This window comes from Amycolatopsis mongoliensis, assembly GCF_030285665.1.
In the GTDB taxonomy this organism is placed as follows: domain Bacteria; phylum Actinomycetota; class Actinomycetes; order Mycobacteriales; family Pseudonocardiaceae; genus Amycolatopsis; species Amycolatopsis mongoliensis.
The window spans coordinates 10,066,080-10,092,505 of sequence record NZ_CP127295.1 but is presented as its reverse complement, the minus strand read 5'-3'; the positions used below and the strand labels follow the sequence as shown (position 1 = coordinate 10,092,505).

At 72.9% G+C, this 26,426-nt stretch carries 22 protein-coding genes; 18 read left to right on the top strand and 4 right to left on the bottom strand.

All coding sequences use genetic code 11. From position 1 onward, the window contains the following. The first annotated feature begins 94 nt into the window (after positions 1–94). The 3 genes from QRX60_RS48330 to QRX60_RS48320 all read left to right on the top strand — a co-directional run bounded on the left by QRX60_RS48330 (position 95) and on the right by QRX60_RS48320 (position 2,985). Positions 95–820, top strand: coding sequence for a methyltransferase domain-containing protein (locus QRX60_RS48330; protein ID WP_285998184.1), 726 nt, complete (start codon positions 95–97; stop codon positions 818–820). A gap of 106 nt (positions 821–926) precedes the next feature. After that, a complete protein-coding gene (dinB, locus tag QRX60_RS48325) occupies positions 927–2,141 on the top strand; it encodes a DNA polymerase IV (RefSeq protein WP_286003853.1) in 1,215 nt (404 codons plus the stop codon). Between the two features lie 439 nt (positions 2,142–2,580). Next, complete coding sequence (locus tag QRX60_RS48320; protein WP_284744000.1) at positions 2,581–2,985, top strand: DUF3040 domain-containing protein; 405 nt, start codon at positions 2,581–2,583, stop codon at positions 2,983–2,985. Between the two features lie 305 nt (positions 2,986–3,290). Here the strand turns inward: QRX60_RS48320 and QRX60_RS48315 are convergent, their stop codons facing one another. From QRX60_RS48315 to QRX60_RS48305, 3 genes are all read right to left on the bottom strand, one after another. Then, positions 3,291–5,774 (bottom strand): transglutaminase family protein, encoded by a 2,484-nt coding sequence (locus tag QRX60_RS48315; RefSeq protein ID WP_285998183.1) that lies wholly within the window; start codon positions 5,772–5,774, stop codon positions 3,291–3,293. Positions 5,775–5,907: 133 nt separating this feature from the next. Next, positions 5,908–7,182: a DUF58 domain-containing protein gene (locus QRX60_RS48310; protein ID WP_285998182.1), complete on the bottom strand. Its 1,275-nt coding sequence runs from the start codon at positions 7,180–7,182 to the stop codon at positions 5,908–5,910. 26 nt (positions 7,183–7,208) lie between these two features. Continuing rightward, positions 7,209–8,279 (bottom strand): AAA family ATPase, encoded by a 1,071-nt coding sequence (locus tag QRX60_RS48305; protein ID WP_285998181.1) that lies wholly within the window; start codon positions 8,277–8,279, stop codon positions 7,209–7,211. A gap of 306 nt (positions 8,280–8,585) precedes the next feature. On the opposite strand from QRX60_RS48305, the gene QRX60_RS48300 reads away from it, so the two are divergent. The 4 genes from QRX60_RS48300 to QRX60_RS48285 are packed head-to-tail and all read left to right on the top strand — an operon-like array spanning position 8,586 to position 10,800. Continuing rightward, positions 8,586–8,936 carry a hypothetical protein gene (locus QRX60_RS48300; protein WP_285998180.1) on the top strand — a complete coding sequence of 117 codons (351 nt, stop codon included), beginning with the start codon at positions 8,586–8,588 and terminating at the stop codon, positions 8,934–8,936. Continuing rightward, positions 8,929–9,507, top strand: coding sequence for a DUF3558 domain-containing protein (locus QRX60_RS48295; protein ID WP_408630190.1), 579 nt, complete (start codon positions 8,929–8,931; stop codon positions 9,505–9,507). Before QRX60_RS48300 ends, QRX60_RS48295 begins: the two co-directional genes overlap by 8 nt. A gap of 16 nt (positions 9,508–9,523) precedes the next feature. After that, entirely contained in the window at positions 9,524–10,081 is a 558-nt protein-coding gene (locus QRX60_RS48290; RefSeq protein ID WP_285998179.1) for a PPE domain-containing protein, read from the top strand. Then, positions 10,078–10,800 (top strand): ESX secretion-associated protein EspG, encoded by a 723-nt coding sequence (locus QRX60_RS48285; RefSeq protein ID WP_285998178.1) that lies wholly within the window; start codon positions 10,078–10,080, stop codon positions 10,798–10,800. The genes QRX60_RS48290 and QRX60_RS48285 overlap by 4 nt, the downstream gene beginning before the upstream one ends. Positions 10,801–10,859: 59 nt before the next feature. Here QRX60_RS48285 and QRX60_RS48280 read toward each other — a convergent pair whose 3' ends face one another. Next, entirely contained in the window at positions 10,860–11,765 is a 906-nt protein-coding gene (locus tag QRX60_RS48280; protein WP_285998177.1) for a hypothetical protein, read from the bottom strand. A gap of 582 nt (positions 11,766–12,347) precedes the next feature. Between QRX60_RS48280 and mraZ the strand changes: the two genes are divergently transcribed. The 11 genes from mraZ to murC all read left to right on the top strand — a co-directional run bounded on the left by mraZ (position 12,348) and on the right by murC (position 26,423). Continuing rightward, on the top strand, positions 12,348–12,779 hold the full coding sequence (mraZ, locus tag QRX60_RS48275) for a division/cell wall cluster transcriptional repressor MraZ (RefSeq protein ID WP_285998176.1): 432 nt from the start codon (positions 12,348–12,350) through the stop codon (positions 12,777–12,779). 213 nt (positions 12,780–12,992) lie between these two features. Beyond that, positions 12,993–13,946 (top strand): 16S rRNA (cytosine(1402)-N(4))-methyltransferase RsmH, encoded by a 954-nt coding sequence (rsmH, locus tag QRX60_RS48270; RefSeq protein WP_285998175.1) that lies wholly within the window; start codon positions 12,993–12,995, stop codon positions 13,944–13,946. Further along, on the top strand, positions 13,943–14,671 hold the full coding sequence (locus QRX60_RS48265) for a hypothetical protein (RefSeq protein WP_285998174.1): 729 nt from the start codon (positions 13,943–13,945) through the stop codon (positions 14,669–14,671). The genes rsmH and QRX60_RS48265 overlap by 4 nt, the downstream gene beginning before the upstream one ends. Beyond that, complete coding sequence (locus QRX60_RS48260) at positions 14,671–16,596, top strand: peptidoglycan D,D-transpeptidase FtsI family protein (protein WP_285998173.1); 1,926 nt, start codon at positions 14,671–14,673, stop codon at positions 16,594–16,596. The genes QRX60_RS48265 and QRX60_RS48260 overlap by 1 nt, the downstream gene beginning before the upstream one ends. A 257-nt stretch (positions 16,597–16,853) precedes the next feature. Then, positions 16,854–18,398, top strand: coding sequence for a UDP-N-acetylmuramoyl-L-alanyl-D-glutamate--2,6-diaminopimelate ligase (locus tag QRX60_RS48255; protein ID WP_286003851.1), 1,545 nt, complete (start codon positions 16,854–16,856; stop codon positions 18,396–18,398). Beyond that, complete coding sequence (locus tag QRX60_RS48250; protein WP_285998172.1) at positions 18,395–19,903, top strand: UDP-N-acetylmuramoyl-tripeptide--D-alanyl-D-alanine ligase; 1,509 nt, start codon at positions 18,395–18,397, stop codon at positions 19,901–19,903. The genes QRX60_RS48255 and QRX60_RS48250 overlap by 4 nt, the downstream gene beginning before the upstream one ends. Further along, entirely contained in the window at positions 19,900–20,982 is a 1,083-nt protein-coding gene (mraY, locus tag QRX60_RS48245) for a phospho-N-acetylmuramoyl-pentapeptide-transferase (protein ID WP_285998171.1), read from the top strand. Before QRX60_RS48250 ends, mraY begins: the two co-directional genes overlap by 4 nt. Before the next feature lies 1 nt (position 20,983). After that, positions 20,984–22,390, top strand: a complete 1,407-nt coding sequence (murD, locus tag QRX60_RS48240) for a UDP-N-acetylmuramoyl-L-alanine--D-glutamate ligase (protein WP_285998170.1) — start codon at positions 20,984–20,986, stop codon at positions 22,388–22,390. Continuing rightward, positions 22,377–23,897, top strand: a complete 1,521-nt coding sequence (gene ftsW, locus QRX60_RS48235) for a putative lipid II flippase FtsW (protein ID WP_285998169.1) — start codon at positions 22,377–22,379, stop codon at positions 23,895–23,897. Before murD ends, ftsW begins: the two co-directional genes overlap by 14 nt. Then, a complete protein-coding gene (gene murG, locus QRX60_RS48230) occupies positions 23,894–25,018 on the top strand; it encodes an undecaprenyldiphospho-muramoylpentapeptide beta-N-acetylglucosaminyltransferase (protein ID WP_285998168.1) in 1,125 nt (374 codons plus the stop codon). Before ftsW ends, murG begins: the two co-directional genes overlap by 4 nt. Beyond that, the gene (murC, locus tag QRX60_RS48225; RefSeq protein WP_285998167.1) at positions 25,011–26,423 is read left to right on the top strand and encodes a UDP-N-acetylmuramate--L-alanine ligase; all 1,413 of its coding nucleotides are present in this window, start codon (positions 25,011–25,013) and stop codon (positions 26,421–26,423) included. Before murG ends, murC begins: the two co-directional genes overlap by 8 nt. The last annotated feature ends 3 nt before the right edge of the window (positions 26,424–26,426 follow it).

Sequence of the window (26,426 nt, the reverse complement as noted above, 5' to 3'; positions counted from 1 at the left end):
ACGGGTGTGCGCGAGAGGTGCCGCCGGGCAAGGGGCGTTCACTCGAAGGGAGGAGCCGGGGAGGCAGGCCGGGGCGGGCACTACCCTGTGCGGCATGAAGACGGAGACCGTGGCCGCCCGGGGTTCGGGCGCCGTCCGCCGGGTGCTCGAGGCCGAGCTGAAGGCTGCCCGCGCCCGGGGCGCCGAGCGCCCCCGCGTCGTCGACGTGGGTGGCGGCAGCGGCGGCTGGGCGGTGCCGTTCGCGGCGGCGGGCTGCCGGGTGACCGTCGTCGAGCCCAGCCCGAACGCCCTGGCGACGCTGCAGCGGCGGGCCGAGGAAGAGGGCGTCTCCGAGCTGATCACGGTCGTCGCGGACGACTCGGACGCGCTGGGCCGCTACGTCGAGACCGGCTCGGCCGACCTGGTGCTGGCGCACGGGCTGCTGGAGATCGTCGACGACCCGGCCGCGGTGCTCACCGCGCTGGCGACCGCGGTCGCGCCGGGCGGAGCGGTGTCGGTGCTGGTCGCGAACCGGCACGCGGCGGTGCTGCACCGCGCGCTTTCGGGCCGCGTCAGCGAGGCCCAGCAGCTGCTCGAAAGCGCGGAAGGGGTCATCTCGGGCGACACGGTGCTGCGCCGGTTCGACTCCGAGGGGCTGCGCGCCCAGCTCGTGGCCGCGGGCCTGGACGTGACGCTGCTGCAGGGCGACCGGGTGATTTCGGACCTCGTCGGCGGCGACGTCCGCGACGACGAGCTGGCGGAGTTCGAGCGGGTCGCGGCGGGGTCGCCTGCCCTGCGGGACATCGCGGGCCGGCTGCACGCGGTCGCCCGGCTCGCCTGACTCCTTCCGGCGGGTTTCGGCCGTCGGGCTCGCGCCCGGCCCGAAACTGTCGGTGGCGGCCGGTAGCGTCCCGGACGTGGGGCGAAATGCTGAGCTGCCGGGCGGGATGAGCCGGTTCCGGGTCCGGCCGGGGGAACCGTTGCCGGACGACACCGGGTGCGGGATGCTGCACGTCGACATGGACGCCTTCTTCGTGTCGGTCGAGCTGCGCACCCGGCCCGAGCTGGCGGACAAGCCGGTCGTCGTGTCCGGTGGCGGGCCGCGGGCCGTCGTCGCCGCGGCGAACTACCCGGCGAGGAAGTTCGGTGTGCGCTCGGCGATGCCGTTCTCGACGGCGAAACGGCTGTGCCCGCACCTGATCAACATCCCGCCGACCGGCGGGCTCTACAGCGAGGTCTCCCGCGGGGTGATGGGGATCTTCCGCGAGCTGACGCCGCTGGTCGAACCGCTGAGCCTGGACGAGGCGTTCCTGGACGTCAGCGGGGCTTTGCGGCGCCTGGGCGCGACGCCGGCGTCGCTGGGCGCGCAGATCCGCTCGCGGGTCGAGGCCGAACACGGGATCACCTGCTCGGTCGGCGTCGCGAAGGTCAAGTTCGTCGCGAAACTGGCATCGGGGATGGCGAAGCCGGACGGCATGGTCGTGGTGCCCGCGGCGGAGACCCTGGCGTTCCTGCACCCGCTGCCGGTGTCGGCGCTGTGGGGCGTCGGCGCGCGCACGGAGGACCACCTGCGGCGGCTGGGGCTGGGCACGATCGCCGACGTCGCGGCGTTCCCGCCGGAGCGGCTGAAGAAGTCGCTGGGCGTCGCGGTGGGGGAGCACCTGTACCGGCTCGCGCACGGCGTCGACGAGCGGTCGGTGGTCGTCGACTCACCGGAGAAGTCGATCGGCGCGGAGCACACGTTCGACGTCGACCGGCACGATCGCGCCGAGCTGGGCCTGGAGCTGCTGCGCCTGGCCTCGCGCGTGGGGGCCACGCTGCGGGAGCGCGGGGTGCGCGGCCGGACGGTCTCGATCAAGGTGCGCTTCGCGGACTTCCGGACCATCACCCGCGCCCGCACGCTGGTCTCGGCGACCGACGTGGCGCGGGAGATCCACGCGGTGGCGGTGGCGTTGCTCACGGAGCACGCGCCGACGGGAGCGGTCCGGCTGATCGGGGTCCGGGTGGAGGGGCTCGACACGGGGGAGGCGGGGGAGCAGCTGGTGTTCGACTCACCGGCACCCCGCTGGCGCGACGCGGAGGTGGCGGCCGACGTGGCGCGGTCGAAGTTCGGGTCCGCGGCGGTGCGGCCGGCGTCGTTGCTGGGGCCACGGGAGGGGTGAGTGCCGGGCTGACCCCGATCGGTGCTTTCGCAGCCCTCGGACCGCGCCCGTGAACCTCGAGCGAGCCGAGCTGTATGGACGTCTCGCAGCCTCCCGCTCAGGCGGGGCAAGCGCCGGTCCGAGCCCCACCGCGAGCTGCGGCCACCGATGCCCCGCTCCCGCGCCGCGAGCGCTGTGCACGGGCGGTGATCTTCGGCCCGGCCGACGTTCCCCACATGGCCGTCGAAGCCGTAAATCGGTCACCGTAGGCGACGGTGACCGTCCGCAACCCTGCTCGGGCGGGATTTAGCCCAATTCGATCCCTTCTGGATGCGGGATCGGGTAGTCGTCCGGGCGCGGGCCTCGTATCCTGGACAGTGCCACCCCGCCTGGGGTTGGCTGTTGGGTCCAGGACGTTGCGCGGCCCGGCGCCCGCGACAGCTGTGCCGGAGGAGGAAAGATGCCACTCTCCGAGCATGAGCAGCGGCTGCTCGATCAGATCGAGCGCGAGCTCTATGCCGAGGACCCCAAGTTCGCATCCACGGTGCGCGGCACCCGGTTGCGTCGCCCCGCTCGCCGACGGCGTATTCAGGGCATCGCCCTGTTCGTAGTGGGCGTGGCCCTGCTGGTGCTGGGCGTGGTGGTGCCGCAGTTCAGGGTGGCCGACATCCCGCTGATCAGCGTGCTCGGGTTCCTCGTGATGTTCTTCGGGGTCATGTTGGCCGTCACATCGATCCGGCACGGCGCCGAATCGGACGGCAAGGGCGGTGGATCGGGATCTCGCGGGGCCAAGCAGTCGGGCCGCCGGAGCTCCTTCACCCAGCGCATGGAAGAGCGCTTCCGCCAGCGCTTCGAGGAGCAGTAGCGCCGCAAGACCACAGAGATCCGCGTCCGCCACCCCGGTGGACGCGGATCTTCTTGTGTGCTCAGTCGGTCCGCGGCGGCCGCGGTGACACTGGGTGGCGCCCCGCGTGACCAGCCCCGCAACCCACGTGATCGAACCCGGATCTCAGGTGACTGAACCGGGATCTCGCGTGATCAGAGACGGATCTCGCGTGCTCGGAACGGCATCACGCGTGATTGAAGGGGCATCACGCGTGATCCGAGGGGCATCGGCGTGATGCCCTTCCGGACACGCGTGATGCCCTCCTGATCACGCGTGATGCCCCTTCAGTCGCGGTTGCGGAAGAGGGACTTCGGGAACAGGCGGCCCTTCCAGGACAGCGGGGCGTTCCGGTTCAGGCTCCGCCGCAGGTGGTCGAACGCCGGAGGGAGTGTCGGGTCGGCCTGGCCGTCCTCGCCGTACCACGACTTCTCCACCACGCCGATCACCGTGCGCAGGCCGTCCCGGCCCTCGTCGTCCAAGTGGTGCTTCGCCGCGAGCTTCTGGCCGGCCACGCGGACCGTGTCGCTCGGCGGGATCGGCAGCCCGCGGTCGGCGCACTCGGCGCGCAGCTCGGACCACGCCGCGTCCGCCGCGCCCGGCCGCTGCGCGACGATCTCCTGCAGCCGCCGGCGACGGCCGACGTCACGCGCCGCCGACGGGCCCAGCAGCCCGGCCAGCAGCAGCACCACGATCAGGCTGAACCACCAGGCCACCAGCCACGTCAGCACGCCCAGCACCGCCACCCACAGCGCGGCGGCGATCAGCGGCAGCCAGTTCTTGAGCGTCGCCCCGAGCCCGCTGGACGCGGGTTCGCGGTCCGGCCGTCTCCGGTTGCGGAACCCACCGGCGACCACCAGGACCGTCGCCAGCACCGCGAGCGCGACCAGCACCGCCACGAGCACCCAGATCCAGGCCGCCGTGCCCTCGTCGGTGGACTGCGGACCCTGCGCCTGCTGGTTCTGCTCGGTGTCGCGGGGCGCGCCGGTCGGCGCCGCGCTCGACTGGACCGTGCTCGGCGCCACCTGGGTGTCGTCGGGCTGGTTGCCGTCCTGCGTGCCGGCCTGCAGGTACGAAGGGGTGATGCCGCGGCCGTCGGACAGCGGCGTCGGATCGAACGTCACCCAGCCCTTGTCGCCGAAATACGCCTCGACCCACGCGTGCGCGTCCTGCGTGCTGATCGAAAGGTAGTCGTTGACCGGCACACCGGGCGTGAACCCGATGGCCACCCGCGACGGGATGCCCGCCACCCGCAGCATCACGGCCATCGCCGAAGCGAACTGCTCGCAGAAGCCGCGCTTGCCGTTGAGGATGAAGTCCGCGAGCGCGTCGGCGTCGTTCGCCGGCGCGGTCTTCGTGTCGTAGACGAACCCGTTCTGCGCGGTGAAGTACCGCCAGATGGCCGACGCGCGGTCGAAGTCGTTGGACTCGCCGGCGGTCAGCTGCTGAGTCTTCGCGCGGACGCGGTCGTCGACGCGGTCGATCTGGGTGTAGCGCGGCGGCAGGTCGTCGACCCGCGGGGTCACGCGCAGCTCCTGGGCCGTGGGTTCCTTCAGCGACGCGTATTCGGTGTAGGACGGCGGAACTTCGCTGCGCGTGGTGAACACCGTGCCGCTGACCTGGTCGTAGAGGTAGCCGTTGGCCGCGCCGTCGATCACCCGCGGCGCGCCGTACACCGGCAGCCAGTTGTCGCGCCAGCTCGTCGGCTCGACGTCGATCCGGCGCGCGGCACCGCGGCCGTCGTCACCCGGCGCGGGCGGCAGCGGCGGCCCGACCGGGACGCCCTGCTGCGAACGGCCTTCGTCGTGCAGGCCCCAGCCCTTGTTGGGGTAGTAGGTGTCCAGCGTCATCGCGCGCAGCAGCCGCCGGTCGGTGCCGAGGCCGCGCACCTTGAACAGCTCGCGGTTGGCCCCCTGGTCGAGCATGCCGCGCAGCTCGGTGAACGGCTGGATGCCGAACCCTCCGGAGCCCGCGCCGGGGCCGTCGCCGCCGTTGCCGAACGGGATCCGCCCGACCGTGCCGACCCAGGTGATCGCGCCGCCGAACAGGCCGAGCACGATCGCCGCGCAGACGACCGCGACCGGCGCGGACAGCACGCCCGGCTTGCCGCTGCGCCCGGGCGCTTCGCGGGTCCGCCAGCGCCGGTGCCGGTGGTTGCCGTCGACCGCCAGCAGACCGGCGAACGCGGCCGCGCCGAGCAGGAACGTCCACCACGGCAGCAGTTCCTCGCTCAACGCGGCCGGCACCGCGTAGACGCAGAGCAGCACGAGCCCGGTCGCGGCGGGGGCCGCGGCGGCCACCGTCAGCGTGTCGACGAGGACGGCGACCAGGCCGACCAGGATCGTCACCAGGCACAGGATCGGCTGGGTGCCCTCGACCGGCGGCAGCCCGACGCGGATCTGCTCGGCGGCCGCCGAGAGCGTGCTCCCGATTTCGCCGAACGCCTCCGGACCGGGGATGACCTGCAGGATCCCGTGCGTGGTGAACGCACCGGTGATCAGGAAGAGCAGCACCAGGAGCTGGCCGAGGCCGACCAGCACGGTGGGCACCTGCAGCGAGCGCAGCGCCAGGCCGGTCGCGGCGATCAGCAGCACGGCGACGAACAGGTAGCCGAACCAGGCCAGGCCCGACACGACGCTCGTCACCGAGGTCGCCGCGCAGAGCGTCGCGATCCCGGCGGCGGACGGCGCGAGCAGGCTGCCGCGCCAGGCGGAAAGCGGGTGCTGCGAGGAGGGGCGCTTCGCCGGGCGCGGCGGGGCGGCGGTGCTCATCGGGAACCGCCGATCGGGGCCGGGGTGGCGGACGGGCTCGGCGCGAGCCGGGATGCGGGGTGGCGGTGCCGGGCGGGCGCCGTCGTGTTCATCGCCGCCTGCTTCGCGGGGTGGCGGCGCCAGGCGTGCGTGCTCATCGCGGGCCGCCGATCAGCGTGCCGCGGCGGGCGCCGCTGCGGCACAGCTCGGCCCACACCTGCGGCATCGGCGAGCCGGGCCCGGCGATCACCACGCCCCAGCCGGACGCGCGCAGCAGCGCGGCCGAGTCCTCCGTGGCGGCGGCCCGCTGCTCGGGCGCGCTCACCCCGGCCGACCACGTGGGCGTGTCGAGCAGGACGGCGAGGCTGCGGATGCCGCGCGGGCGGAACTGGGCCAGCTCGTGGACGGCCTCGGTGCTGACCGTGCCGAGCACGGCGATCAGCTCCTGGCCGTCGGCCGGGTCGCTGGCCAGCGTGATGTCCCGCTGGTGCGCGGGCTGCAGCGCGGCCAGGGCGTCGAGCACGATGTGGTCGTAGTGGTCGCCGCCGTCGCCGGGGGTGTCGGCGAGCGTGACGCCGTGTTCGCTGACCAGCCGGACGCGGTGCCCGGACCGGCGCAGGTGCAGCGCGGCCGAGGCGGCGAAGGACACCGCCCACTCCAGGCTGGCGGCCGGGCCGCTGCCGTGGTGGGCGGCGGCGCGGTGGTCGAGCAGCACCGTGGTGCCGCCGCGCCACGGCCGTTCCTCGACGCGCACCATGATCTCGTCGCGGCGGGCGGTCGAGCGCCAGTGCACCTTCCGCAGGTCGTCGCCCTGGCGGTACTGGCGGACGATGACGTCGGCCTCGCCCTGCCCGGCGTGCAGCCGGACCGTGCCGTCGTCGCCGACGCCGATGCCCGCGCCGCTCGGCAGGCCCCACAACGGGACCACGCGGGGCACGACGACCAGCCGCGAGTGCCCGATCAGCTCGCGCTCGAACTCGCACAGCCCGAACGGGTCGGTGATGGTCGCGCGCAGCGGCCCGACCTGCTGGATGCCGCGCAGCACCGGCTGCAGGGGGTAACGCAGCGCGACCCGCCGGTCGTGGGGGAGGCGTTCGACGACGAACCGCGGCCGCGAGCCCAGCGCGTACGGCACGCCGTCTTCGAGCAGGATCTCGCCGGCCGGCAGCCGCCCGCTGCGCCACAGCTCCAGCTGCACTTCGCCGTTGCCGCCCACTGCGACCCGCTGGGGGTGCAGCGCGCGGGTGGCGCCGATGCGCAGCCGGGTCGCCGAGATGAAGGCGGCGACCAGCAGCGGCAGCGCCACGACGAAGACGGCGACCCGCAGCAGGTCGCGTTCGTTGAGCACGAACGAGCACACCGCGGCCGCCAGCCCCGCGGCCAGCAGGCAGCGGCCGCGGGTGGTCAGGCCGGACAGGGCACGCAGCATGCCGTTTTCTCCCCTTCGCCGGTGCGTTACTGGGGCCGGGAGCCCTGCGGCACCGGCACCCGGTGCAGCACCGCCCGCACGACGTCGGTCGCCGACCGGCGTGCCGCGTGGGCCTCGGTGGTCAGCACCAGGCGGTGCGCCAGCACCGGCACCGCGACCGTGTGCAGGTCGTCGGGCACGACGTAGTCGCGGCCCGACAGCGCCGCCTGCGCCCGCGCCGCGCGGACGAGGTGCAGCGTCGCGCGCGGGGACGCGCCGAGCCGGATCTCCGGGACCTGGCGGGTGGCGGCGACGAGCTCGACGGCGTACCGGCGGACCTCCGGCGCGATGTGCACGCCGCGGACCGTCTCGATCAGGCGGTGCACGGTCTCGCCGTCGGACACCGGCTGCAGGTCGTCCATCGGGTTGTGGCCGGCGTGCTCGTCGACCATGGCCAGTTCGGCCTGCTGGTCGGGGTAGCCGATGGAGACGCGCGCGGTGAACCGGTCGCGCTGGGCTTCGGGCAGCGCGTACGTGCCTTCCATCTCGATCGGGTTCTGGGTGGCGATCACCATGAACGGCTCGTCGAGGTGGTAGGTGGAGGTGTCGACGGTGACCTGGTGCTCTTCCATGCACTCCAGCAGCGCCGACTGCGTCTTCGGCGAGGCGCGGTTGATCTCGTCGCCGACCACGATGTTCGCGAAGACCGGGCCGGGCCGGAACTCGAACTCGCCGGACTGGCGGTTGTAGATGGACACGCCGGTGACGTCGCTCGGCAGCAGGTCCGGGGTGAACTGGATGCGGCTGACCGTGCAGTCGATGGACCTCGCGAGGGCCTTGGCCAGCGACGTCTTCCCGACGCCGGGCACGTCCTCCACCAGGAGGTGGCCTTCGGCGAGCAGGGTGACCAGCGCGATCCGGATGACTTCGGGCTTGCCGACCAGCACCCGCTCCACGTTCGCGGCGATCCGCCGCGCGGCCTCGTGGAGTTCGTCCAGCGACACTCTGGCGGGGCGGCCGTTGGCCCGGCCGTTGCCCGAGGGCTCCGCCGGATAAGGCGGTCGCCCGGATGCCTGCTCGCCCGATCCGGGCGTCGCAGACTGGATTCTCGACGTCACTCGACCTCCTGGTGGCGCATGGCCGCGCGCACTGTGCGCACCGCCGGGCCCGATCGGCCCCCTCGCTGCTGTCCGCGCGCAGCGACCAGCCTTCCATCCAGTGTGTCAAACCCGGGCGAACCTGGGGGCGGAACCCCGCGAAGCCCGGGGGATCACGCCCGGCACGTCGGTTGATGACACTGCGCAAGCAGGGACGATACCCCGAACGGGTGTGTTGTCACCCGATTCTGGGTGCTCCCGCTGACGCCCCGCACTGTCGTATGCTGCGGTTCGAGGTCGCCCGGCTACGGAGAGGCGTGATCGCTCATGAGCGAGGTGCGGACGCAGCCACCGTTCGACCTGCGTGGGTTCGCGGTCGCGCCCGAGCTGGCCACGGACGCCTACACGAAGCTCGGCCAGCTGCAGGACGTCGTCGGCGAGATGGTGCGCGAGGCCAAGGTGCTCGGCCGGTCGGTGCCGCTCGGCGGCGGGTACGCCGGGGAGATCGGCAAGTTCATGGCCGAGTACGGCATCGGCGGGCGGGGCTCGGCCGTCCAGCAGCTGACGGCGTTCGGCAAGGAGCTCGAGACGTTGAAGCACCGGATCGGCCAGGCGCTGGCGAAGTACCAGCACGCCGACGAGCAGGCGGCGGACGGAGTGGACTGCACGGGTGGCTGACCGGGTGGGCGGGAAGAAGGCCGGGTCGCTCGCGGGGGCACGCCGGGGGATCGCGGCTGCCTTGCTGCTCCCGCTCGCCGCGTGCGGGCAGCAACCGGCCCAGCCGGCCGCCGCCGGGCACACCTCGGCGCCGGCGACCGCCACGGCCGAGCCCCCGCCCGTCGCGTGGACCGGCCTCGCCGCGATCGACCCCTGCACGCTGCTCTCCCCGCAGGACCGCTCGACCGCCGGGATCAGCGTCCTCGGCAAGCCGAAGGACATCGCCGGGGCCCGCGCGTGCGACTGGAGCGTGCCCGGCACCTTCGGCGTCACCGTGACCCTCAGCGACACCGACGGCCTGGCCGATCTCGAGGTCGCGAAGAAGACGGCCACGAAGACCAAGGTCGGCGCGCACCCGGCGCTGCAGGTGGCGGACAAGAAGGCCGCCGACGGCACCTGCGCCGTGCTGCTCGGGGTGGGCGACGCGGCCAGCGTCCAGATCGACGTCAGCAACACCGGCTTCTCGGACACCCCGCTCGCGTGCCGCCGCGCGGGCACCGTGGCCGGGCTGGTCGAGCCCAAGCTGCCCTGAACCCGAGAGGTGCGTCGTGTCCGAACCCCCAGTGCCCACCGCGAGGTACGAGGCCTACAGCCACGAGGCGATGGCCGCGGAGGTCGAGCGCGACAACGACCCGGTCGCCGCGGGCGAGGCGGGCGCGCGCTGGGACGGGCTGGCGAAACGGCTGCACGAGTCGACCGCCGACCTCGCCGCGCTGATCGCCTCCTCGGAAGAGAACTGGCGCGGCCAGGCGGGCGACGCGGCACGGGCGGCGCTGGGCCGGGCCGCGCAGTGGCTTTCGCACTCCGCCGCGGTCTCGGCGTCGGTGGGCGGCGCGGTCGGCGCGCAGGCGGAGGCGGCCGCGCGGGCCCGCGCCGACATGCCGCCGCCGGTGGCCTACGACCCGGCGTCGATGATCCGCGACGCCGCGTCGTCCGGGAACGTGCTCGTCCTGGCCGGGCTGGCCGACGAGATGGCGGCCCGGCGCGCCGAAGCGGAAGCCGCGCGGCAGAAGGCGATCGACGTCATGCGGACCCGCGACACGGCCCTGCGCGGGCACGTGCCCGGCGAGGCGTTCGCGCCCCCGCCCACGCTGGGGCCGGCTTGATCCGCGTCTCGGCGTCGGCGTTCGACATCCTCTGGACCGACCTCGGCCACGACCGCCCGCCGGAGCCGCTGACCGTGCGCAGTGTCGGCGGGACCGACGAGGAACGCGCCGAGGTGCGGAAGGCGGTGTACGAGAACCTCGCCGAACGCGGTCTGTACGACGGCTCGTTGGCGCCGGCGCTGGCCTCGCGCCTGGACCTGCTGGCGGGCGGCGACGTGTTCGTGGCGTGCGAAGCGCTGGCGGACATGACGGCGCCGGCCCCGTTCCGCGCGGTGACGGCGGCCCGCGGCCGCCAAGGCGTGCTGGCGACCCAGCCGGAGCAGACGATCGGCCTGGACGCGATCCGCGAGAGCGAGCTGTGCACGGCACTCGTCGACGTCCTGCCGGAGCTGACGGCGGGGCCCGGCTACGGCGTCAACCTCGCGGCGTCGGCGCTTTCGGGTGCCTCGGACTCCGCCGCGACCTCTGCCCAGCAGCAGGAGGTCCTGGCGATCCAGGCCCGGCCGGTGTACGCGGCGGGGCAGTTCAGCGTGAGCCGGCGTTCGGCGTCGGGCCGGGTGGCGCGGGTGGGCGGGCTGACGTGGTTCGACACCGACGTCGGGGCCTACTGCGCGACGAAGACCCCGGGCCGGGGTGGGCAGGAGTGGGTGAACGTCACCCCGGTCGACAGCGCCCGGCTCGCGTCCCGCATCGCGGCCCTGGTCACCCCGGAGGACTGACCACGCCGGGTCCTGACGACGTGAATGACTCATTCATGTCGTCAGACGACATGAATGAGTCATTCACTACGTCCGACGAGGACTACCGGCGGGCGGGGGCGGGCAGCAGCGGAGCGGTACGCGGCGACGAGGTCGGCGATCACTGCGGCCGGATCGGTACGCAACCGGCTGGGCAGCGTCTGCACCAAGACGATCCCGGCAGCGGCGTAGCGATTGTTGCGGGCGAGCGTCGACGCGTAGCCGGGTTGTCCGAAGTGGAACTCGTAGGAGTCGATCTCCCACGCCAGAGCGACTTCGTCGAACCAGGCATCAGGGGTGGCGATGTGGCGGCCTCGCTCGTCGTGGATCGAGAAGTTCCACACCGGTTCCGGCAAGCCGGTGCGGCGCACCAAGGCCATGGCATCGGCCTCCGCGGCCGACCGCGCGCCGTGAGCGATCTCCTTGAGCACATCCCGTGGCAGCGCGCTCCCTCGCCGGCTGCCTTGCGCCAGCTCCGCACTCAGCTCCCCCGGATCGACGCCGAGCTGTTGTACCGCCTCGGCTAGCAACGCCCGGATCGGCGGGCGCTCGCGCAGTCGCCGGCATTCGTCCAGCACCGCTCGGACGGCCGGCGCCAGGGGCAGCCCGTCCGAACGGACCGGTTCGGGCATCCGCTTGGTCCGCTCGATGAGGACGTAGCCGCTGCTGGTGGTCTTCAAATGGGCCGGGAGGAGCAGGTGAATCGGTTCGCCTGGGCCGGCCACCCGCTTCAGGCCGTGGTGGCGGCACGATTCCAGGCCGGTGACGACCGCTTGGTCGCCGCTGTAGACGAGGGCGCCCTCGACCAGCTGCCGCCGAGTCGGGGCGCCGGTGCGCAGCAGCACGACGCCCGGCAGGAGCCGCTGCCAAGGTCCGCCGGGGAGGCAACGGCGGTAGCTGGTCACCTGGGGCACGCCCAGGGCCTCGAGGTGCGCCACGGTGATCACGCCGCGCCTGCTGGCCGCGAAGAGTGCCTCCGCGTCGCGCGTCCACGATGTTCTCGTCACGAGCCGATCGTGACCGACCCGGGATGGCGAGGCGAGAGCTTTCCGTGATCTGTGGACTACTCGGAGTGCTTCAGGGGTCCTGTGGACAACTGCGGGTCAGCGGCGGACGACGTGAATGACTCATTCCTGTCGTCCGGCGTAGTGAATGACTCATTCCTGTCATCGCGGCCGGGCCCCCACTTCGCACCACCGCGGGTCCCCACCCGCCCCCACGCGCTTCCCCACGGGCCCCCACGCGGGGCGTGGCGAGGGTTCTCGCGGCCGTTATGCGGACGCATGGGGTGCAGCTGAGGTTGCTCCGGACCCCGGCGCGGGGGATCTTGGCCACCGTGCCCCACCGCACCCCCCACGGACCCCCACCCTGCTGACCTGCGCAAACAAAGCACTCGACGGAGTGGTCCGTCCGTTTGTCGCGTTGACTGTGGTGAAAAGTGGGGTACGGTGGTGGCCAGTGGGGCGGAAGGGAAGCCCCGTAGCCGTTCGAGGTGGTTCGCCACCGAGGGCGGTAGGGAGGTGGAGGCCGTGTTCCTCGGCACCCACACCCCGAAGCTGGACGACAAGGGGCGGCTCGCGCTGCCCGCGAAGTTCCGCGACGCCTTGGCCGGCGGGCTGATGCTCACCAAGGGGCAGGACCACTGCCTCTTCGTCTTCCCCCGCGCCGAGTTCGAGCAGATGGCGCGCAAGGTCGCCGAGGCCCCGTTCACGAACGAGGCGGTTCGGGCCTACCAGCGCTACCTGTTCGCCGGGACGGACGAACAACGCCCGGACGGGCAGGGGCGCATCAGCATCGCGTCCGAGCTCCGCCGCTACGCGGGGCTCAGCAAGGAGTGCGTGGTGATCGGGGCGATCACCAGGCTGGAGATCTGGGACGCCCAAGCGTGGCAGGGCTACCTGGAGGAACACGAAGACAGCTACGCGAAGGCTCGAGAGGAAGTACTGCCGGGCGTCTTCTAGGCGTGCGGTCGCGGTGCACCTTCGTCGTCGGGGGACGAGAGGTTCGCCGCCCGCGCGGTGAGGGGAACGCCCACCCGGATGCCGTGAGGCCTCTGTCCGCTCAACAGCCCTGGTGCACCTTCCCCGGTACCAGGTCGGCAGCGGGCGGACAGGGACCTGACGGCATCCGCCATATTTCCCCCGAGCCGCCCAGGCGAGAAAGGGGGAGGGAACATGACGGCACCCGAGCACGTCCCGGTGCTGCTCGATCGCATCATCGAGCTGTTCACTCCCGTGTTCGCCGAGCGCGACGCCGTCCTCGTGGACGCGACCGTCGGCCTCGGCGGGCACTCCGACGCCCTCCTCGAAGCGTTCCCGCGGCTGCGCCTCGTCGCGCTGGACCGCGATCCGGCCGCGCTGGAGAAGTCGGCCGAACGCCTCGCCCGTCACGGCGACCGCGTCCACCTCGTGCACACCGTCTACGACGGGCTTCCCGAAGCGCTCGCCGGGCTGAAGATCGCCAAGGCCGACGGCATCCTGTTCGACCTCGGCGTCTCGTCGATGCAGCTGGACCGCGCCGAGCGAGGCTTCGCCTACTCGAAGGACGCGCCGCTCGACATGCGGATGGACCCGACCACCGGGTTCACCGCCGCCGACGTCCTCAACACCTACGCGCCCGGCGAGCTGATCCGGATCCTGCGGGACTACGGCGAGGAACGGTTCGCGCAGCGGATCGTCAAGGCCGTCGTGAAGGCCCGCGAACAGGAGCCGTTCACGATGAGCGGGCGCCTGGTCGAGCTGCTCTACGACGCCGTTCCGGCGGCCAGCAGGCGGACGGGCGGGCACCCGGCCAAGCGCACGTTCCAGGCGCTGCGGATCGAGGTCAACGGCGAGCTGGAGGTGCTCCGCCGGGCCATGCCCGCCGCGCTGGGCGCGCTCGCCGTGGGCGGGCGGATCGTCGTCGAGTCGTACCAGTCCCTGGAAGACCGGCTGGTCAAGCAGGCGCTGGCCGAGCTCGCGAAGTCCCGTACCCCGGAGGGGCTTCCGGTCGAGCTGCCGGGACACGGGCCGGAGCTGAAGCTCCTGACCCGGGGGGCCGAAAAGGCCGGCGAAGAGGAGATCGAACGAAACCCGCGCGCCGCTTCGGTGCGACTGCGGGCCGCAGAGAGGATCGGAGAGCCGCGATGACCGCTCCCACGAAGTCCCGCCGCCGGAACGCGCCGGCGACGCGGGGCCGCAGCGAGGCCGCCCGCACCTCGACGACCGCCGAGCCGGACCCGCAGACCCTCGAACCGGGCAAGGTCGCGCCGCGCCGCGCGTCGCGGGGCCGCACGTCCGCGGCCGAGCGCGCCTACGCCCGCCGCGCCCAGCGCGCCGACCTGCTCAAGGAGCGCGAGCCGCGGCCCGCGCCGAAGACCGCCGAGCCGGGCGCGCCCAAGGTCCGGCTCAAGCTGCGGCTGCCGAAGTCGCGCGCGTCGTTCGTGCTGCTGATGATGGCGCTGCTGGCCGCCGGCGTGGCGACCACGCTGTGGCTGACCACGCAGGCGATCGCCGACTCCTACCGGCTCGAGCAGCTGCGCACGACCAACGCGACCCTGGCCGAGACGAAGGAACAGCTGCAGCGCGACGTCGCCAAGGCCGAGTCGCCCGCGTCACTGGCGCCCGCGGCTCAGCAGCTGGGCATGGTGCCGGGCGGTGACCCGGCGCGCATCGTCGTGGGCCCGGACGGGAAGACGTCGCTCGTCGGCGAGCCCAAGAAGGCCAAGGCGGACACCCCGGCGGTGCCGGTCGCGCCGCCCGCCGCGCCCGCCGCGGGCACCCAGTCGCAGCAGGGTGCGCCGATCGAGGGCGACCAGCCCGCCGTGCCCGACGAGCAGGCCGCGCCGCCGGCGCAGCCGGGGGGCGGCCAGTGATGGCTTCGAGCCGGGGACAGGCCCGCGCGCGCACCACCGGCAGCGCGCGGCGGACCTACGCCGCCGGGACGCGCAGCGCGGCCGCGAGGCGGGGCAACGGCGGCCACCGGGGCCGGTTCTCCGCCGTGCGCCTGATCCTGGTCGCCATCCTGCTCGTCGCGGGCGTGAAACTGGTGCAGGTGCAGTGGTTCGAGGCCGGGGCGCTCTCGGCCGCGGCCGAGCGGCAGCGCACCCAGACCATCGACATCCCCGCCCAACGCGGGTCCATTGTGGACCGCAACGGCGCCAAGCTCGCGTTCAGCGTCGAGGTGCGCTCGCTGTCGGTGAACCTCAAGGCGTTCCGCAAGAACATGGACGACTTCGCCGCCAAGAACCCCGGCACGAAGAAGACGTTCGACAGCGAGACCGCCGCGGCCGCGAAGTACATCGCGGCCAAGGTCCCGAGCCAGCTGACCGAGCAGCAGCTGCTCGACCTGTTCCACAAGCAGGCGTCCTTCACCTACCTCGAGCACAACGTCGAGCCCTCGGTCGCCGCCGACATCCAGAAGCACTTCGCGTGGGTCGAAATCGAGAAGCGCGCGCTGCGGGAGTACCCGGGCGACAACCTGGCGGCGAACATCGTCGGGGTCGCCAACTGGCGCACCGACGACAAGGACGTCTCCAAGCACAACCTGCACGGCCTGGTGGGGCTGGAGCAGTCCCGTGACAACGACCTCGCGGGCACGCCGGGCCGGATGCTGGTCAACACGAAGAACGGCAGCGACAACGTCGTCATCCCGGGCACCGAACGCGACCTGCAGGCCGCCGTGCCGGGGTCGGACCTCGAGCTGACGATCGACTCCGACCTGCAGTACGAGGTGCAGCGGCAGCTGTCGGACTACGTCCAGCAGTCGCACGCCAAGGGCGGGCAGGCGGTCGTCCTGGACGCCAAGACCGGCGAGGTCTACGCGCTGGCCAACGACAAGACGTTCGACCCCAACGACCCGTCGACCTTCGCCGACGCCGAAGCGATGAACGACCGCGCGGTCACCACGCCGTTCGAGCCCGGGTCGGTCAACAAGGTCGTCACCGCCACCGGCGCCATCGACTACGGCGTCGCGACCCCCGAGTCGACGATCCAGGTGCCCGGCGCGCTGCAGGTGGCCGACAAGACCGTGCACGACGCCTGGACGCACGGCACGCAGACGTTCACCACCGCCGGGATCTTCGCCAAGTCGTCCAACATCGGCACGCTGCTGCTGGCGCAGAAGATCGGCGAGGAGCGCTACGCCGACCTGCTCAAGAAGTTCGGCCTCGGCCAGCGCACCGGCGTCGGCCTGCCCGGCGAGAGCGCGGGGGTCGTGCCGGCGCGCAGCCAGTGGTCGGCGACCACCTTCGGCAACCTGCCGATCGGGCAGGGCCTGTCGATGACCGTGCTGCAGATGGCCGGGATGTACCAGGCGATCGCGAACGACGGCCTGCGCGTCGAACCCCGGATCGTCAAGGCGAAGGTGAACCCGGACGGGACGACCGTGCCGGAGCCGGCACCGAAGCAGGTCCAGGTGGTCAGCCCGCAGACGGCGAAGACGGTGCGCGACATGATGCGCGCGGTCGCGCAGAACGGCAAGGGCCTGCAGAAGGGCACCGCGCCGACGGCGGCGGTCGAGGGCTACCAGATCTCCGGCAAGACGGGCACCGGCCAGCAGGTCGACCCGCGGACGAGGGCCTACAGCGACCACCTCTACAACATCACCTTCGCCGGCATCCTGCCCGCCGACCACCCCCGGTTCGTCGTCGGGATCCGGCTGGACGCGCCCGACACCACGCTGCCGGTGGGGCACTCCGCCGCGCCGCTGTTCCACAGCATCGCGTCGTACCTGACGCAGCGGTTCCAGATCCCGCTGTCGGACGGCCCGTCGCCGGAGGTTCCGCTCATCGTGCAGTGAGCACGATCCGTGAAGGCCTCCTTACCGGCTCAAGCAGCCGGTAAGGAGGCCTTCACGGCTTTCGGCCCGCCCATCGTCCACATCGGCCGTACCCGCGCGGGAAAGTGTTGCGGGGCAACGGGGTCCGCGGCCGCGTTTAGCACATGTGCCGTGGCCGCGCGCAATCGCCGTACCGCGTGCGGGCCCCCGGAACGCCCGCCGGTAGCCTCTTGGCCGTGTCCGTGTCCTCGTCCAGTTCCCAGGTGCCGGAAAGCCCGGTGAAAGCGGTCCCCGCGCCGCCGCGCCCGGCGCGCATCGACCCGGTCCCGCTGGCGACCCTTCTCGCCAGGGCGGACGCCCGCCTGATCGCCGACTCGCCCGACGCGGCCGAGCTCACCGTCACCGGCACGACGCTGCGGGCGCAGCACGTGCTCCCCGGCGACCTCTTCGCCGCCCTCCCGGGCGCCCGCGCGCACGGTGCCGACTTCAGCGACCAGGCGATCGCCGCCGGTGCCGTCGCGGTCCTCACCGACGCCGACGGGGCCGAGCGCCCCGCGCTGCGCGACGCCGGCGTCCCGATCCTCGTGCACGCCGACCCGCGTGCCGCGCTCGGCGAGATCGCCGCGTGGATCTACGGCGAGCCGTCGCTGCGGCTGGCCGTGCTCGGCGTCACCGGGACCTCGGGCAAGACCACCACGTCGTACCTGGTCGACGCCGGCCTGCAGGCCGCCGGCCTGACCACCGGCCTGATCGGCACCGTCGAGACCCGGATCGCCGGCGAACGCCTGGTCAGCGGCTTCACCACGCCGGAGGCGCCGGACCTGCAGGCGCTGCTCGCGGTGATGCTGGAGCGCGGCGTCACGCACGTGCCGATGGAGGTCTCCAGCCACGCGCTCGCGCTGGGCCGCGCCAACGGCACGCGGTTCGCGGTCGGCGCCTTCACGAACCTTTCCCAGGACCACCTGGACTTCCACAAGGACATGCAGGAGTACTTCGCGGCGAAGTCGCTGCTGTTCGACGGCCGCTCGACCACCGAGGTCGTCGTGGTCGACAGCGCCTGGGGCCAGGCGCTGCTCACGCCGCAAACGGTCACGGTGACCACGGATCCGGGCACCGACGCGGCGTGGAAGGCCACCGACCTGCAGGCCACCCCGCACGGCGAGCAGACGTTCACCCTGCACGGCCCGGACGGCGTCAGCGCACCCGCCCGGATCCCGCTGCCCGGCGAGTTCAACGTCGCCAACGCCGTGCTCGCCGCCGCGATCCTGAGCACCGCCGGGGTGAGCCTGGACCACATCGTCACCGGGCTCGCCCAGGTGCAGGTGCCGGGCCGGATGGAGCGGGTCCACGTCGGCCAGGAGTTCACCGCCGTCGTCGACTACGCCCACAAGCCGGCCGCGGTCGCCCAGGGCCTGGACGCGCTGCGGGCCCGCGCCGAGGGCCGGATCATCACCGTGCTCGGCTGCGGTGGCGACCGCGACACCGCCAAGCGCCCGATGATGGGCGAGGCGGCGGCCCGCCGCAGCGACGTCCTGATCGTCACCGACGACAACCCGCGCTCCGAAGACCCCGCGGCGATCCGCGCCGCGATGCTCGCCGGCGCCCGCTCCGTCGGGCCCGCCGAGGGCGGCGAGGTCGTCGAAATCGGCGACCGCCGCGAGGCCATCGCGCACGCGGTGGAGCTCGCCGGGCCGGGCGACATCGTCTTCCTCGCCGGCAAGGGGCACGAGTCCGGCCAGGAGGCCGGCGGTGTCGTGCACCCGTTCTCCGACCGCGACGAGCTGGCCGCGGCCATCCGCAACAAACTCGAGGTGAGTGTGTGATCGTGCTCAGCCTGGCCGAGATCGCCGACGTCGTCGGCGGCCGGCTGCACCGCGCCGACCCGGGCGCCCAGGTGACCGGCAGCGTGGAGTTCGACACCCGGAAGCTCACGCCCGGCGGCCTGTTCGTCGCCCTGCCGGGGGAGAAGGTCGACGGCCACGACTTCGCCGCGCAGGCCGTCGAAGCCGGCGCCGTGGCCGTGCTGGCCGCCCGCGAGGTCGACGCGCCCGCCATCGTCGTCCCGCCACCGGCGCCGGGCGAGGCCCACGAGCGGTCGGTCGCGCTGACCGGCGACAAGGACGGCTCCGGCGCCGCGGTGCTGGCCGCGCTCGCCAAGCTCGCCCGGTTCGTAGTGCAGCGCCTGGCCGAAGGGAACCTGACCGTCGTCGGCGTCACCGGCTCCTCCGGCAAGACGTCGACCAAGGACGTCATCGCCCAGCTGCTGGAGCCGCTCGGCCCGACGGTCGCGCCGCCCGGGTCGTTCAACAACGAGCTGGGCCACCCCTGGACGGCGCTGCGGGCCGACGCGCAGACCCGGCACCTGGTGCTGGAGCTGTCCGCGCGCGGGCCGGGGCACATCGCCCACCTCGCCGAGATCGCCCCGCCGAAGATCGGCGTGGTGCTCAACGTCGGGACCGCGCACGTCGGCGAGTTCGGCTCGCGCGAGGGCATCGCGAAGACCAAGGGCGAGCTGGTCGAGGCGCTGCCCGAGGACGGCGTCGCGGTGCTCAACCTGGACGACCCGCTGGTCGCCGCCATGGCGAGCCGGACGAAGGCCCGGGTGGTCTACGTCGGCGAAACCCCGTCGGCGCAGATCCGCGCGGAGAACATCACCCTCGACGACGAGGCCCGCGCCTCCTTCCGGCTGATCACCCCGGCCGGCGAGGCCGACGTGAAGCTGCCGCTGCACGGCGAGCACCACGTCGGCAACGCGCTGTCCGCCGCGGCGGTCGCGCTGGAGCTGGGCGCGACGCCGGACGAGATCGCCACGCGCCTGTCCGGGCTCGAGCGGCGTTCGGCGCGGCGCATGGAGGTCGTCACGCGGCCCGACGGCGTCACGATCCTCAACGACTCCTTCAACGCCAACCCCGAGTCGATGCGGGCCGGCCTGAAGGCCCTCGCGGCGATGACGCGGGAGAGCGGCCGCCGGTCCTGGGCGGTGCTCGGCGTGATGGGCGAGCTCGGCGCGGACGCGGTCACCGCCCACGACGAGATCGGCCGCCTGGTCGTCCGGCTCAACATCGCCAAGCTCGTCGTGATCGGTCCCGAGGCGGCGGCCATGCACCAGGGCGCGTTCCAGGAGGGCTCCTGGGGCGAGGAATCGACTCTGGTACCCGACGTCGAGGCCGCGATCGCCGTGCTGCATGATCAGCTCCGTCCCGGGGACGTGGTGCTGGTCAAGGCCTCCAAGGCCGCCGGCCTCTGGCGGGTTGCCGAAGCTCTGCTCGAACCCCGGGAAACCTCCCCAGAAAGCTCCACGGAACGCTCGAACGGTGGTGACGCGTGATCAGCATCCTGATCGCGGCCGCGGCGGGCCTGCTGATCTCCATCCTGCTCACGCCCTACCTCATCCGGGTGTTCTCCCGGCAGGGCTTCGGCCAGGAGATCCGTGAGGAAGGCCCGCAGGGACACAAGTCCAAGCGCGGTACGCCGACGATGGGTGGCGTCGCGATCATCATCGCGATGGTCGTCGGGTACTTCGCCGCGCACTTGATCAACTGGATGTTCAACTCCCGCAGCGGCGCGCCGACGGCCTCCGGGCTGCTCGTGCTGATGCTCGCGGTGGGCCTCGGGATCGTCGGGTTCCTCGACGACTTCATCAAGATCCGCAAGCAGCGCAACCTGGGGCTGAACAAGACCGCGAAGCTGGTCGGCCAGCTGGTGGTCACCGTCGCGTTCGCGGTCCTGGCACTGAACTTCGCGGACGCCCGCGGCATCACGCCGGCGTCGGAGAGCCTCTCCTACGTCCGCGACCTCGCGCTGATCACCTTCCCCGCGGTGTTCTTCGTGATCTTCTGCTACATCGTGATCTCCGGCTGGTCGAACGCGGTGAACTTCACCGACGGCCTCGACGGCCTGGCGGGCGGCTCGGCGGCGATGGTGCTGGCGACCTACGTCGTGATCGCGTTCTGGCAGGAGCGGCTGAACTGCGCCAACGGCCCGGCGCCCGCGTGCTACGACGTCCGCGACCCGCTCGACCTGGCGGTGGTCGCCGCCGCGGCCACCGGCGCCTGCGTCGGGTTCCTCTGGTGGAACGCGGCCCCGGCGAAGATCTTCATGGGCGACACCGGCTCGCTGGCCCTCGGCGGCCTGGTCGCCGGGCTGTCCATGACCACCCGCACCGAGCTGCTCGCCATCGTCATCGGCGGCCTGTTCATGGTCGAGATGATCTCGGTGGTCGCGCAGATCGCGGTGTTCCGGACGACGCGGCGAAGGCTCTTCCGGATGGCACCGTTCCACCACCACTTCGAGCTCGCCGGGTGGGCCGAAACCACGGTGATCATCCGGTTCTGGCTGCTCTCGGCGATCTGCTGCATGTTCGGGCTCGGCCTGTTCTACAGCGAGCAGCTCGGTTTCGGCGGCTGACGTGGAGCTGGCTGGTCGTCACGTCCTCGTCGCCGGCGCGGGGGTCACCGGCAAGTCGGTGGTCCCGGTGCTCGTCGACCTGGGGGCCCGGGTCACGGTCACCGACGGCAACGCCGAGCGGCTGGCCGAGCTGGCCGGCCTCGGGGCCGAGCTGGTACCCGGGCTGACCGAACCGCCGTCCGACGTCGTCCTCGTCGTGACCAGCCCCGGCTGGCGGCCGACGTCGCCGCTGCTGGTCGCCGCCGCCGAGGCGGGCGTCGAGGTGATCGGCGACGTCGAGCTGGCCTGGCGGGTCGGGCAGCTGCGCGACCACCCGCCGTCGTGGCTGGTGGTCACCGGGACCAACGGCAAGACGACCACCGTGGGCATGCTCGAGTCGATCCTCAAGGCGGCCGGCGTCAACGCCGTGGCCTGCGGGAACATCGGCTACGCGGCCCTCGACGCGGTTCGCGCGGGCTACGACGTGCTGGCCGTGGAGCTGTCGAGCTTCCAGCTGCACTGGTCCTCGACGCTGGCGCCGGACGCGGCCGTGGTGCTCAACCTGGCCGAGGACCACATCGACTGGCACGGCTCGATGGACGAGTACGCCGCCGCCAAGGGGCGCGTGTACACCTGGGCCAAGGTCGCCGTGCACAACGCCGACGACGAGTGGTCCACGCGGATCGCCGGCGAGCACGCGCGCGCCGATGCCCGCCGCGTCGGCTTCCGGCTGGACACCCCCGCCGCCGGGGAGCTGGGCCTGGTCGAGGACCTGCTGGTCGACCGCGCCTTCGTCGCCGACCCGGCGAACAGCGCCGAGGAGCTGGCGACGCTTTCCGACGTCCGCCTGGCCGGCCCGCACAACGTCTCGAACGCCCTCGCCGCGGCCGCGCTGGCCCGCGCCCACGGCGTCTCGCCGGAGGCCGTGCTGAAGGGCCTGCGCGAGTACCAGCCGGCGCCGCACCGGGCCGTGGAGGTCGCCGAGGTCGCCGGGGTCCGGTACGTCGACGACTCGAAGGCGACCAACCCGCACGCCGCCGCCGGCTCGCTGCGGGCGCACCAGAGCATCGTCTGGATAGCCGGGGGCCAGCTCAAGGGCGCTTCGGTCGACGAACTCGTGAGCAGCATCGCCGGCCGCCTCCGGGGAGTTGTGCTACTCGGCGTCGATTCACCCGTGATCGCCGCCGCGGTCGCGCGACACGCGCCGGATGTCCCGGTGAACAGCCTCCGTCCGGGTGACCATGAACCCATGACTGCGGCGGTGAGTGCGGCCAGCGCGATGGCCCGACCCGGTGACGTGGTGCTGCTCGCACCCGCCGCGGCGTCGTTGGACATGTTCCGCAACTACGGTGAGCGCGGCGACGCGTTCGCCGCGGCGGTGCGTGTCCTCCGCGACGACGCAGCGGGGGAGCCGAGTGACGGTCACTGAGCCCAAGACACCCAAGACGCCCAAGCCCGGGACCGCGCCGAAGCGGCCGCGCCGCGAGCGCAAGGAGAGCGGGTTCGTCGCCTTCCGGACCGCGCTCACCGCGTGGCTCTCGCGCCCGCTGGCGTCCTTCCACCTCGTGCTCGCCCTCACCGGCGTGCTCACCGTCATCGGCATCGTCATGGTGCTCTCGGCGTCGTCGGTGGCGTCCTACAACCCGAAGACCGGCAGCGGGGTGTACTCGCTGTTCACCAAGCACCTCGTGTTCGTCGCCATCGGCTCGGTCGTGTTCTGGCTGGGCCTGCGGGTGAAGCTGGAGCGGATCCGGCGGATGTCGGCCACCGCGACGGTGGTCTGCCTCGGCCTGCTGGTGCTCGTGCTGACCCCGCTCGGCTCGACGGTCAACGGCTCGCAGGGCTGGTTCAAGCTCGGCGAGTTCACCTTCCAGCCGGTCGAGGCCGCGAAGGTCGCGCTGGCCTTCTGGGGCGCCCACATCCTGGTGATCAAGTACAACGTGATCCACCAGTGGCGGCACCTGCTGGTGCCGGTGGTGCCGATCGCGCTGCTGATGTTCGCCCTGGTCATGCTGCAGCCGGACCTCGGCGGCACGGTCACCCTGGCCGTGGTGCTGCTGGCCCTGCTGTGGTTCGCCGGCGCGCCGAAACGACTGTTCGGCGTGATCCTCGCGGGCGGCCTGGCCGGCGTGCTCGTGCTCGCCCTGATCGCGCCCTACCGGCTCGCCCGCGTCATGTCGTTCCTCTCGCCGGACGCCGACATCAGCGCCGAGGGGTTCCAGGCCAACCAGGCCAAGCTGGCCCTGGCCGACGGCGGGTTCTTCGGCAAGGGCCTCGGCCAGGGCACGTCCAACTGGGGCTACCTGCCGAACGTGCAGAACGACTTCATCTTCGCCCTGATCGGCGAGGAGCTCGGGCTGATCGGCTGCGTCGTCGTGCTCGCCCTGTTCGCCGGGGTCGCCGTCGTGGGCCTGCGGATCGCCACGCGCAACATCGATCCGTGGATCCGGATCGTCTCCGGCACGCTGACGGTGTTCCTCGTGGCGCAGGCCGGCATCAACATCGGCTACGTCGTCGGCCTGCTGCCGGTCACCGGCGTCACGCTGCCCCTGATCTCCTACGGCGGCACCTCGCTGGTGATCACCATGCTCATCATGGGCGTGCTCGCGAACGCCGCCCGGCACGAACCGGAGGCGGTGGCCGCGCTGCGCACACAGGGGCCGGGTAAATTCGGACGCCTGCTGCGGCTGCCCGCGCCCGATCCGTACCGCCCGCCCGCCACCCGCAAGGGTGCGGCGCGCACCGGGGCGAAGGCGGCCAGGCCCGCGCCCCGTGCGGCGCGGCCCGCCCCGGCACAGGAACGACGCAGGTCGGTCCGCGAACCGGTGCGCCGCAGCGCGGCACGGACGAGCACGGCCACGTCTCGCGGCGGGGCCGCGCGGACAACAGCGAGCCGTGGTACCCGGAGTACCGCGAACCGGAGAGGTCATTGGTGAGTAAGCCCGTCAAGGGAACCGAGCGAGCCGCCGAGGGCAAGGGGCCCGTGGTCGTGGTCGCCGGAGGTGGCACCGCAGGACACATCGAACCCGCTCTCGCCCTGGCCGACGCCGTCATGCGGTTGCGCCCGGACGCGACGGTCATCGCGCTCGGGACCGAGCGCGGCCTGGAGAACAAGCTCGTCCCGGCCCGCGGCTACGAGCTGGAGCTGATCCCGCCGGTCCCGCTGCCGCGCAAGCCGACGCCGGAGCTGCTGCGGCTCCCGCTGAAGGTCCGCGACTCCGTGCGGCGCACCCGGGACGTGCTGGAGCGGGTCGGCGCGGACGTCGTCGTCGGTTTCGGCGGCTACGTCGCCCTGCCCGCCTACCTGGCCGCTCGCGGGCGCGTCCCGATCGTCGTGCACGAGGCCAACCAGTCGCCGGGCCTGGCGAACAAGGTCGGCGCGCGGTTCGCGAAGCGGGTCGCGGTCGCCGTCGCGGGCACGCCGCTGCCGAACGCGGAGGTCGTCGGGATCCCGCTGCGGCGGTCGATCACGTCGCTCGACCGCGCCGCGTTGCGCGCGGAGGCCCGCGAGCACTTCGGGCTGGACCCGGACGCGCCGACGCTGCTGGTGTTCGGCGGTTCGCAGGGCGCCCAGTCGATCAACGCCGCGGTGTCCGGCGCGGCGAAGGACCTGGCCGACGCCGGGGTCGGCGTGCTGCACGCGCACGGCCCGAAGAACACGCTGGTCGTACAGGAGTTCCCGGGCCGGCCGGCGTACGTGCCGGTGCCGTACCTGGAGCGGATGGACCTGGCCTACGCCGCCGCCGACGTCGCGATCTGCCGGTCGGGTGCGATGACGGTCGCCGAGGTGACCTCGGTCGGGCTGCCCGCGGTGTTCGTCCCGCTGCCGATCGGCAACGGCGAGCAGGCCACCAACGCGCGCCCGGCCGTCGACGCCGGGGCGGCGCTGATGGTCGCCGACGCCGACCTCTCCCCGGCCAAGGTCGCCGAGCTGGTCGTCCCGCTGGTCACCGACGCCGACCGCGTCGCGAAGATGGGCGCGGCGGCGGTCGGCATGGGCCACCGCGAGGCCGACGAGACCCTCGCCCGCATCGTCTTGGAGGCTGCCCGTGTCTGAGTCGACACAGCCTGAACTGCCCGCCGGGCTGCGCCGGGCGCACCTGATCGGGATCGGCGGCGCCGGCATGTCCGGTATCGCGCGGATCCTGCTGGCCCGTGGGGCTTTCGTGTCGGGCTCGGACGCCAAGGAGTCGCGCGCCCTGCTGTCGCTGCGGGCCCAGGGTGCCGAGCTGTTCGTCGGCCAGAGCGCCGCGAACATTTCCGCCTTGGCCGAGCCGCCGTCCGCCGTCGTCGTCTCGACGGCGATCAAGGAGACCAACCCGGAGCTGGCCGCGGCGCGGGCCGCGGGGATCCCGGTGCTGCACCGGGCGCAGGCGCTGGCCGGGCTGATGGAAGGCCACCGCGTCGCCTGCATCGCGGGCACGCACGGCAAGACGTCGACGACGTCGATGCTCACCGTGGCGCTGCAGCACTGCCGGCTCGACCCGTCGTTCGCCATCGGCGGCGACCTCAACGAGTCCGGGGCCAACGCCCACCACGGCGAGGGTGGCATCTTCGTCGCCGAGGCCGACGAGAGCGACGGCTCGTTCCTGACCTACTTGCCGTCGGTCGCGGTCGTGACGAACGTCGAGCCGGACCACCTGGACCACCACGGCACCGCCGAGGCCTACACGAAGGTGTTCACCGACTTCGTCGGCCGGATCGCGCCGGGCGGGCTGCTGATCGTCTGCGGTGACGATCCCGCCGCGGACGAGCTGGGCAAGCAGGCTGCGGACCTCGGCGTGCGGGTGCGCCGCTACGGCCGCACGGTCACCGGCGAGGGCGACGCCCGCATCCTCGACTACACCCCGGCGCCGGACGGCGGCGGCGTCCGGCTCTCCCTGGACGGCGAAGAGCTGCCGGTGCGGGTCGCGGTGCCGGGCGAGCACATGGCGCTCAACGCGATCGCGGCCCTGCTGGCCGGGATCGAGCTGGGCGCGCCCGCTGCCGAGCTGGCGGACGGGCTCGCGGCGTTCGGGGGTGTCCGCCGCCGGTTCGAGTTCAAGGGCCGGGCCGGCGACGTCCGCGTCTACGACGACTACGCCCACCACCCGACCGAGGTCGCCGCGCAGCTGCGCGCGGTGCGGACCGCGGCCGGGGCGGGCCGGGTCGTCGTCGTGTTCCAGCCGCACCTGTACTCGCGGACCAAGCTGTTCTCGAAGGAGTTCGCCGCGGCGTTGTCCCTGGCCGACGAGGTCGTCGTGCTGGACGTCTACGGGGCCCGCGAGGAGCCCGAGCCGGGGGTGACCGGGGCGCTGATCGCCGACGCGGTGACCGTGCCGGTGCACTACGAGCCCGCGTTCGACGTCGCGGCCCGGTTGACCGCGGGTCTCGTGCGCGGCGGCGACCTCGTCGTCACCATGGGCGCCGGGGACGTGACGCAGCTGGGCCCGGAAATCCTCGCCGAGCTGGACAAGCGCTGACGC

What these genes read in the sequence shown, in the direction of transcription:
- QRX60_RS48265 (WP_285998174.1), top strand. Translation starts at nt 13,943, where the DNA reads ATGACCGCTCCCACGAAGTCCCGCCGCCGGAACGCGCCGGCGACGCGG.
- dinB (WP_286003853.1), top strand. Translation starts at nt 927, where the DNA reads ATGAGCCGGTTCCGGGTCCGGCCGGGGGAACCGTTGCCGGACGACACC.
- QRX60_RS48310 (WP_285998182.1), bottom strand. Translation starts at nt 7,182, where the DNA reads ATGCTGCGTGCCCTGTCCGGCCTGACCACCCGCGGCCGCTGCCTGCTG.
- rsmH (WP_285998175.1), top strand. Translation starts at nt 12,993, where the DNA reads ATGACGGCACCCGAGCACGTCCCGGTGCTGCTCGATCGCATCATCGAG.
- QRX60_RS48300 (WP_285998180.1), top strand. Translation starts at nt 8,586, where the DNA reads ATGAGCGAGGTGCGGACGCAGCCACCGTTCGACCTGCGTGGGTTCGCG.
- QRX60_RS48260 (WP_285998173.1), top strand. Translation starts at nt 14,671, where the DNA reads ATGGCTTCGAGCCGGGGACAGGCCCGCGCGCGCACCACCGGCAGCGCG.
- QRX60_RS48315 (WP_285998183.1), bottom strand. Translation starts at nt 5,774, where the DNA reads ATGAGCACCGCCGCCCCGCCGCGCCCGGCGAAGCGCCCCTCCTCGCAG.
- QRX60_RS48320 (WP_284744000.1), top strand. Translation starts at nt 2,581, where the DNA reads ATGCCACTCTCCGAGCATGAGCAGCGGCTGCTCGATCAGATCGAGCGC.
- QRX60_RS48330 (WP_285998184.1), top strand. Translation starts at nt 95, where the DNA reads ATGAAGACGGAGACCGTGGCCGCCCGGGGTTCGGGCGCCGTCCGCCGG.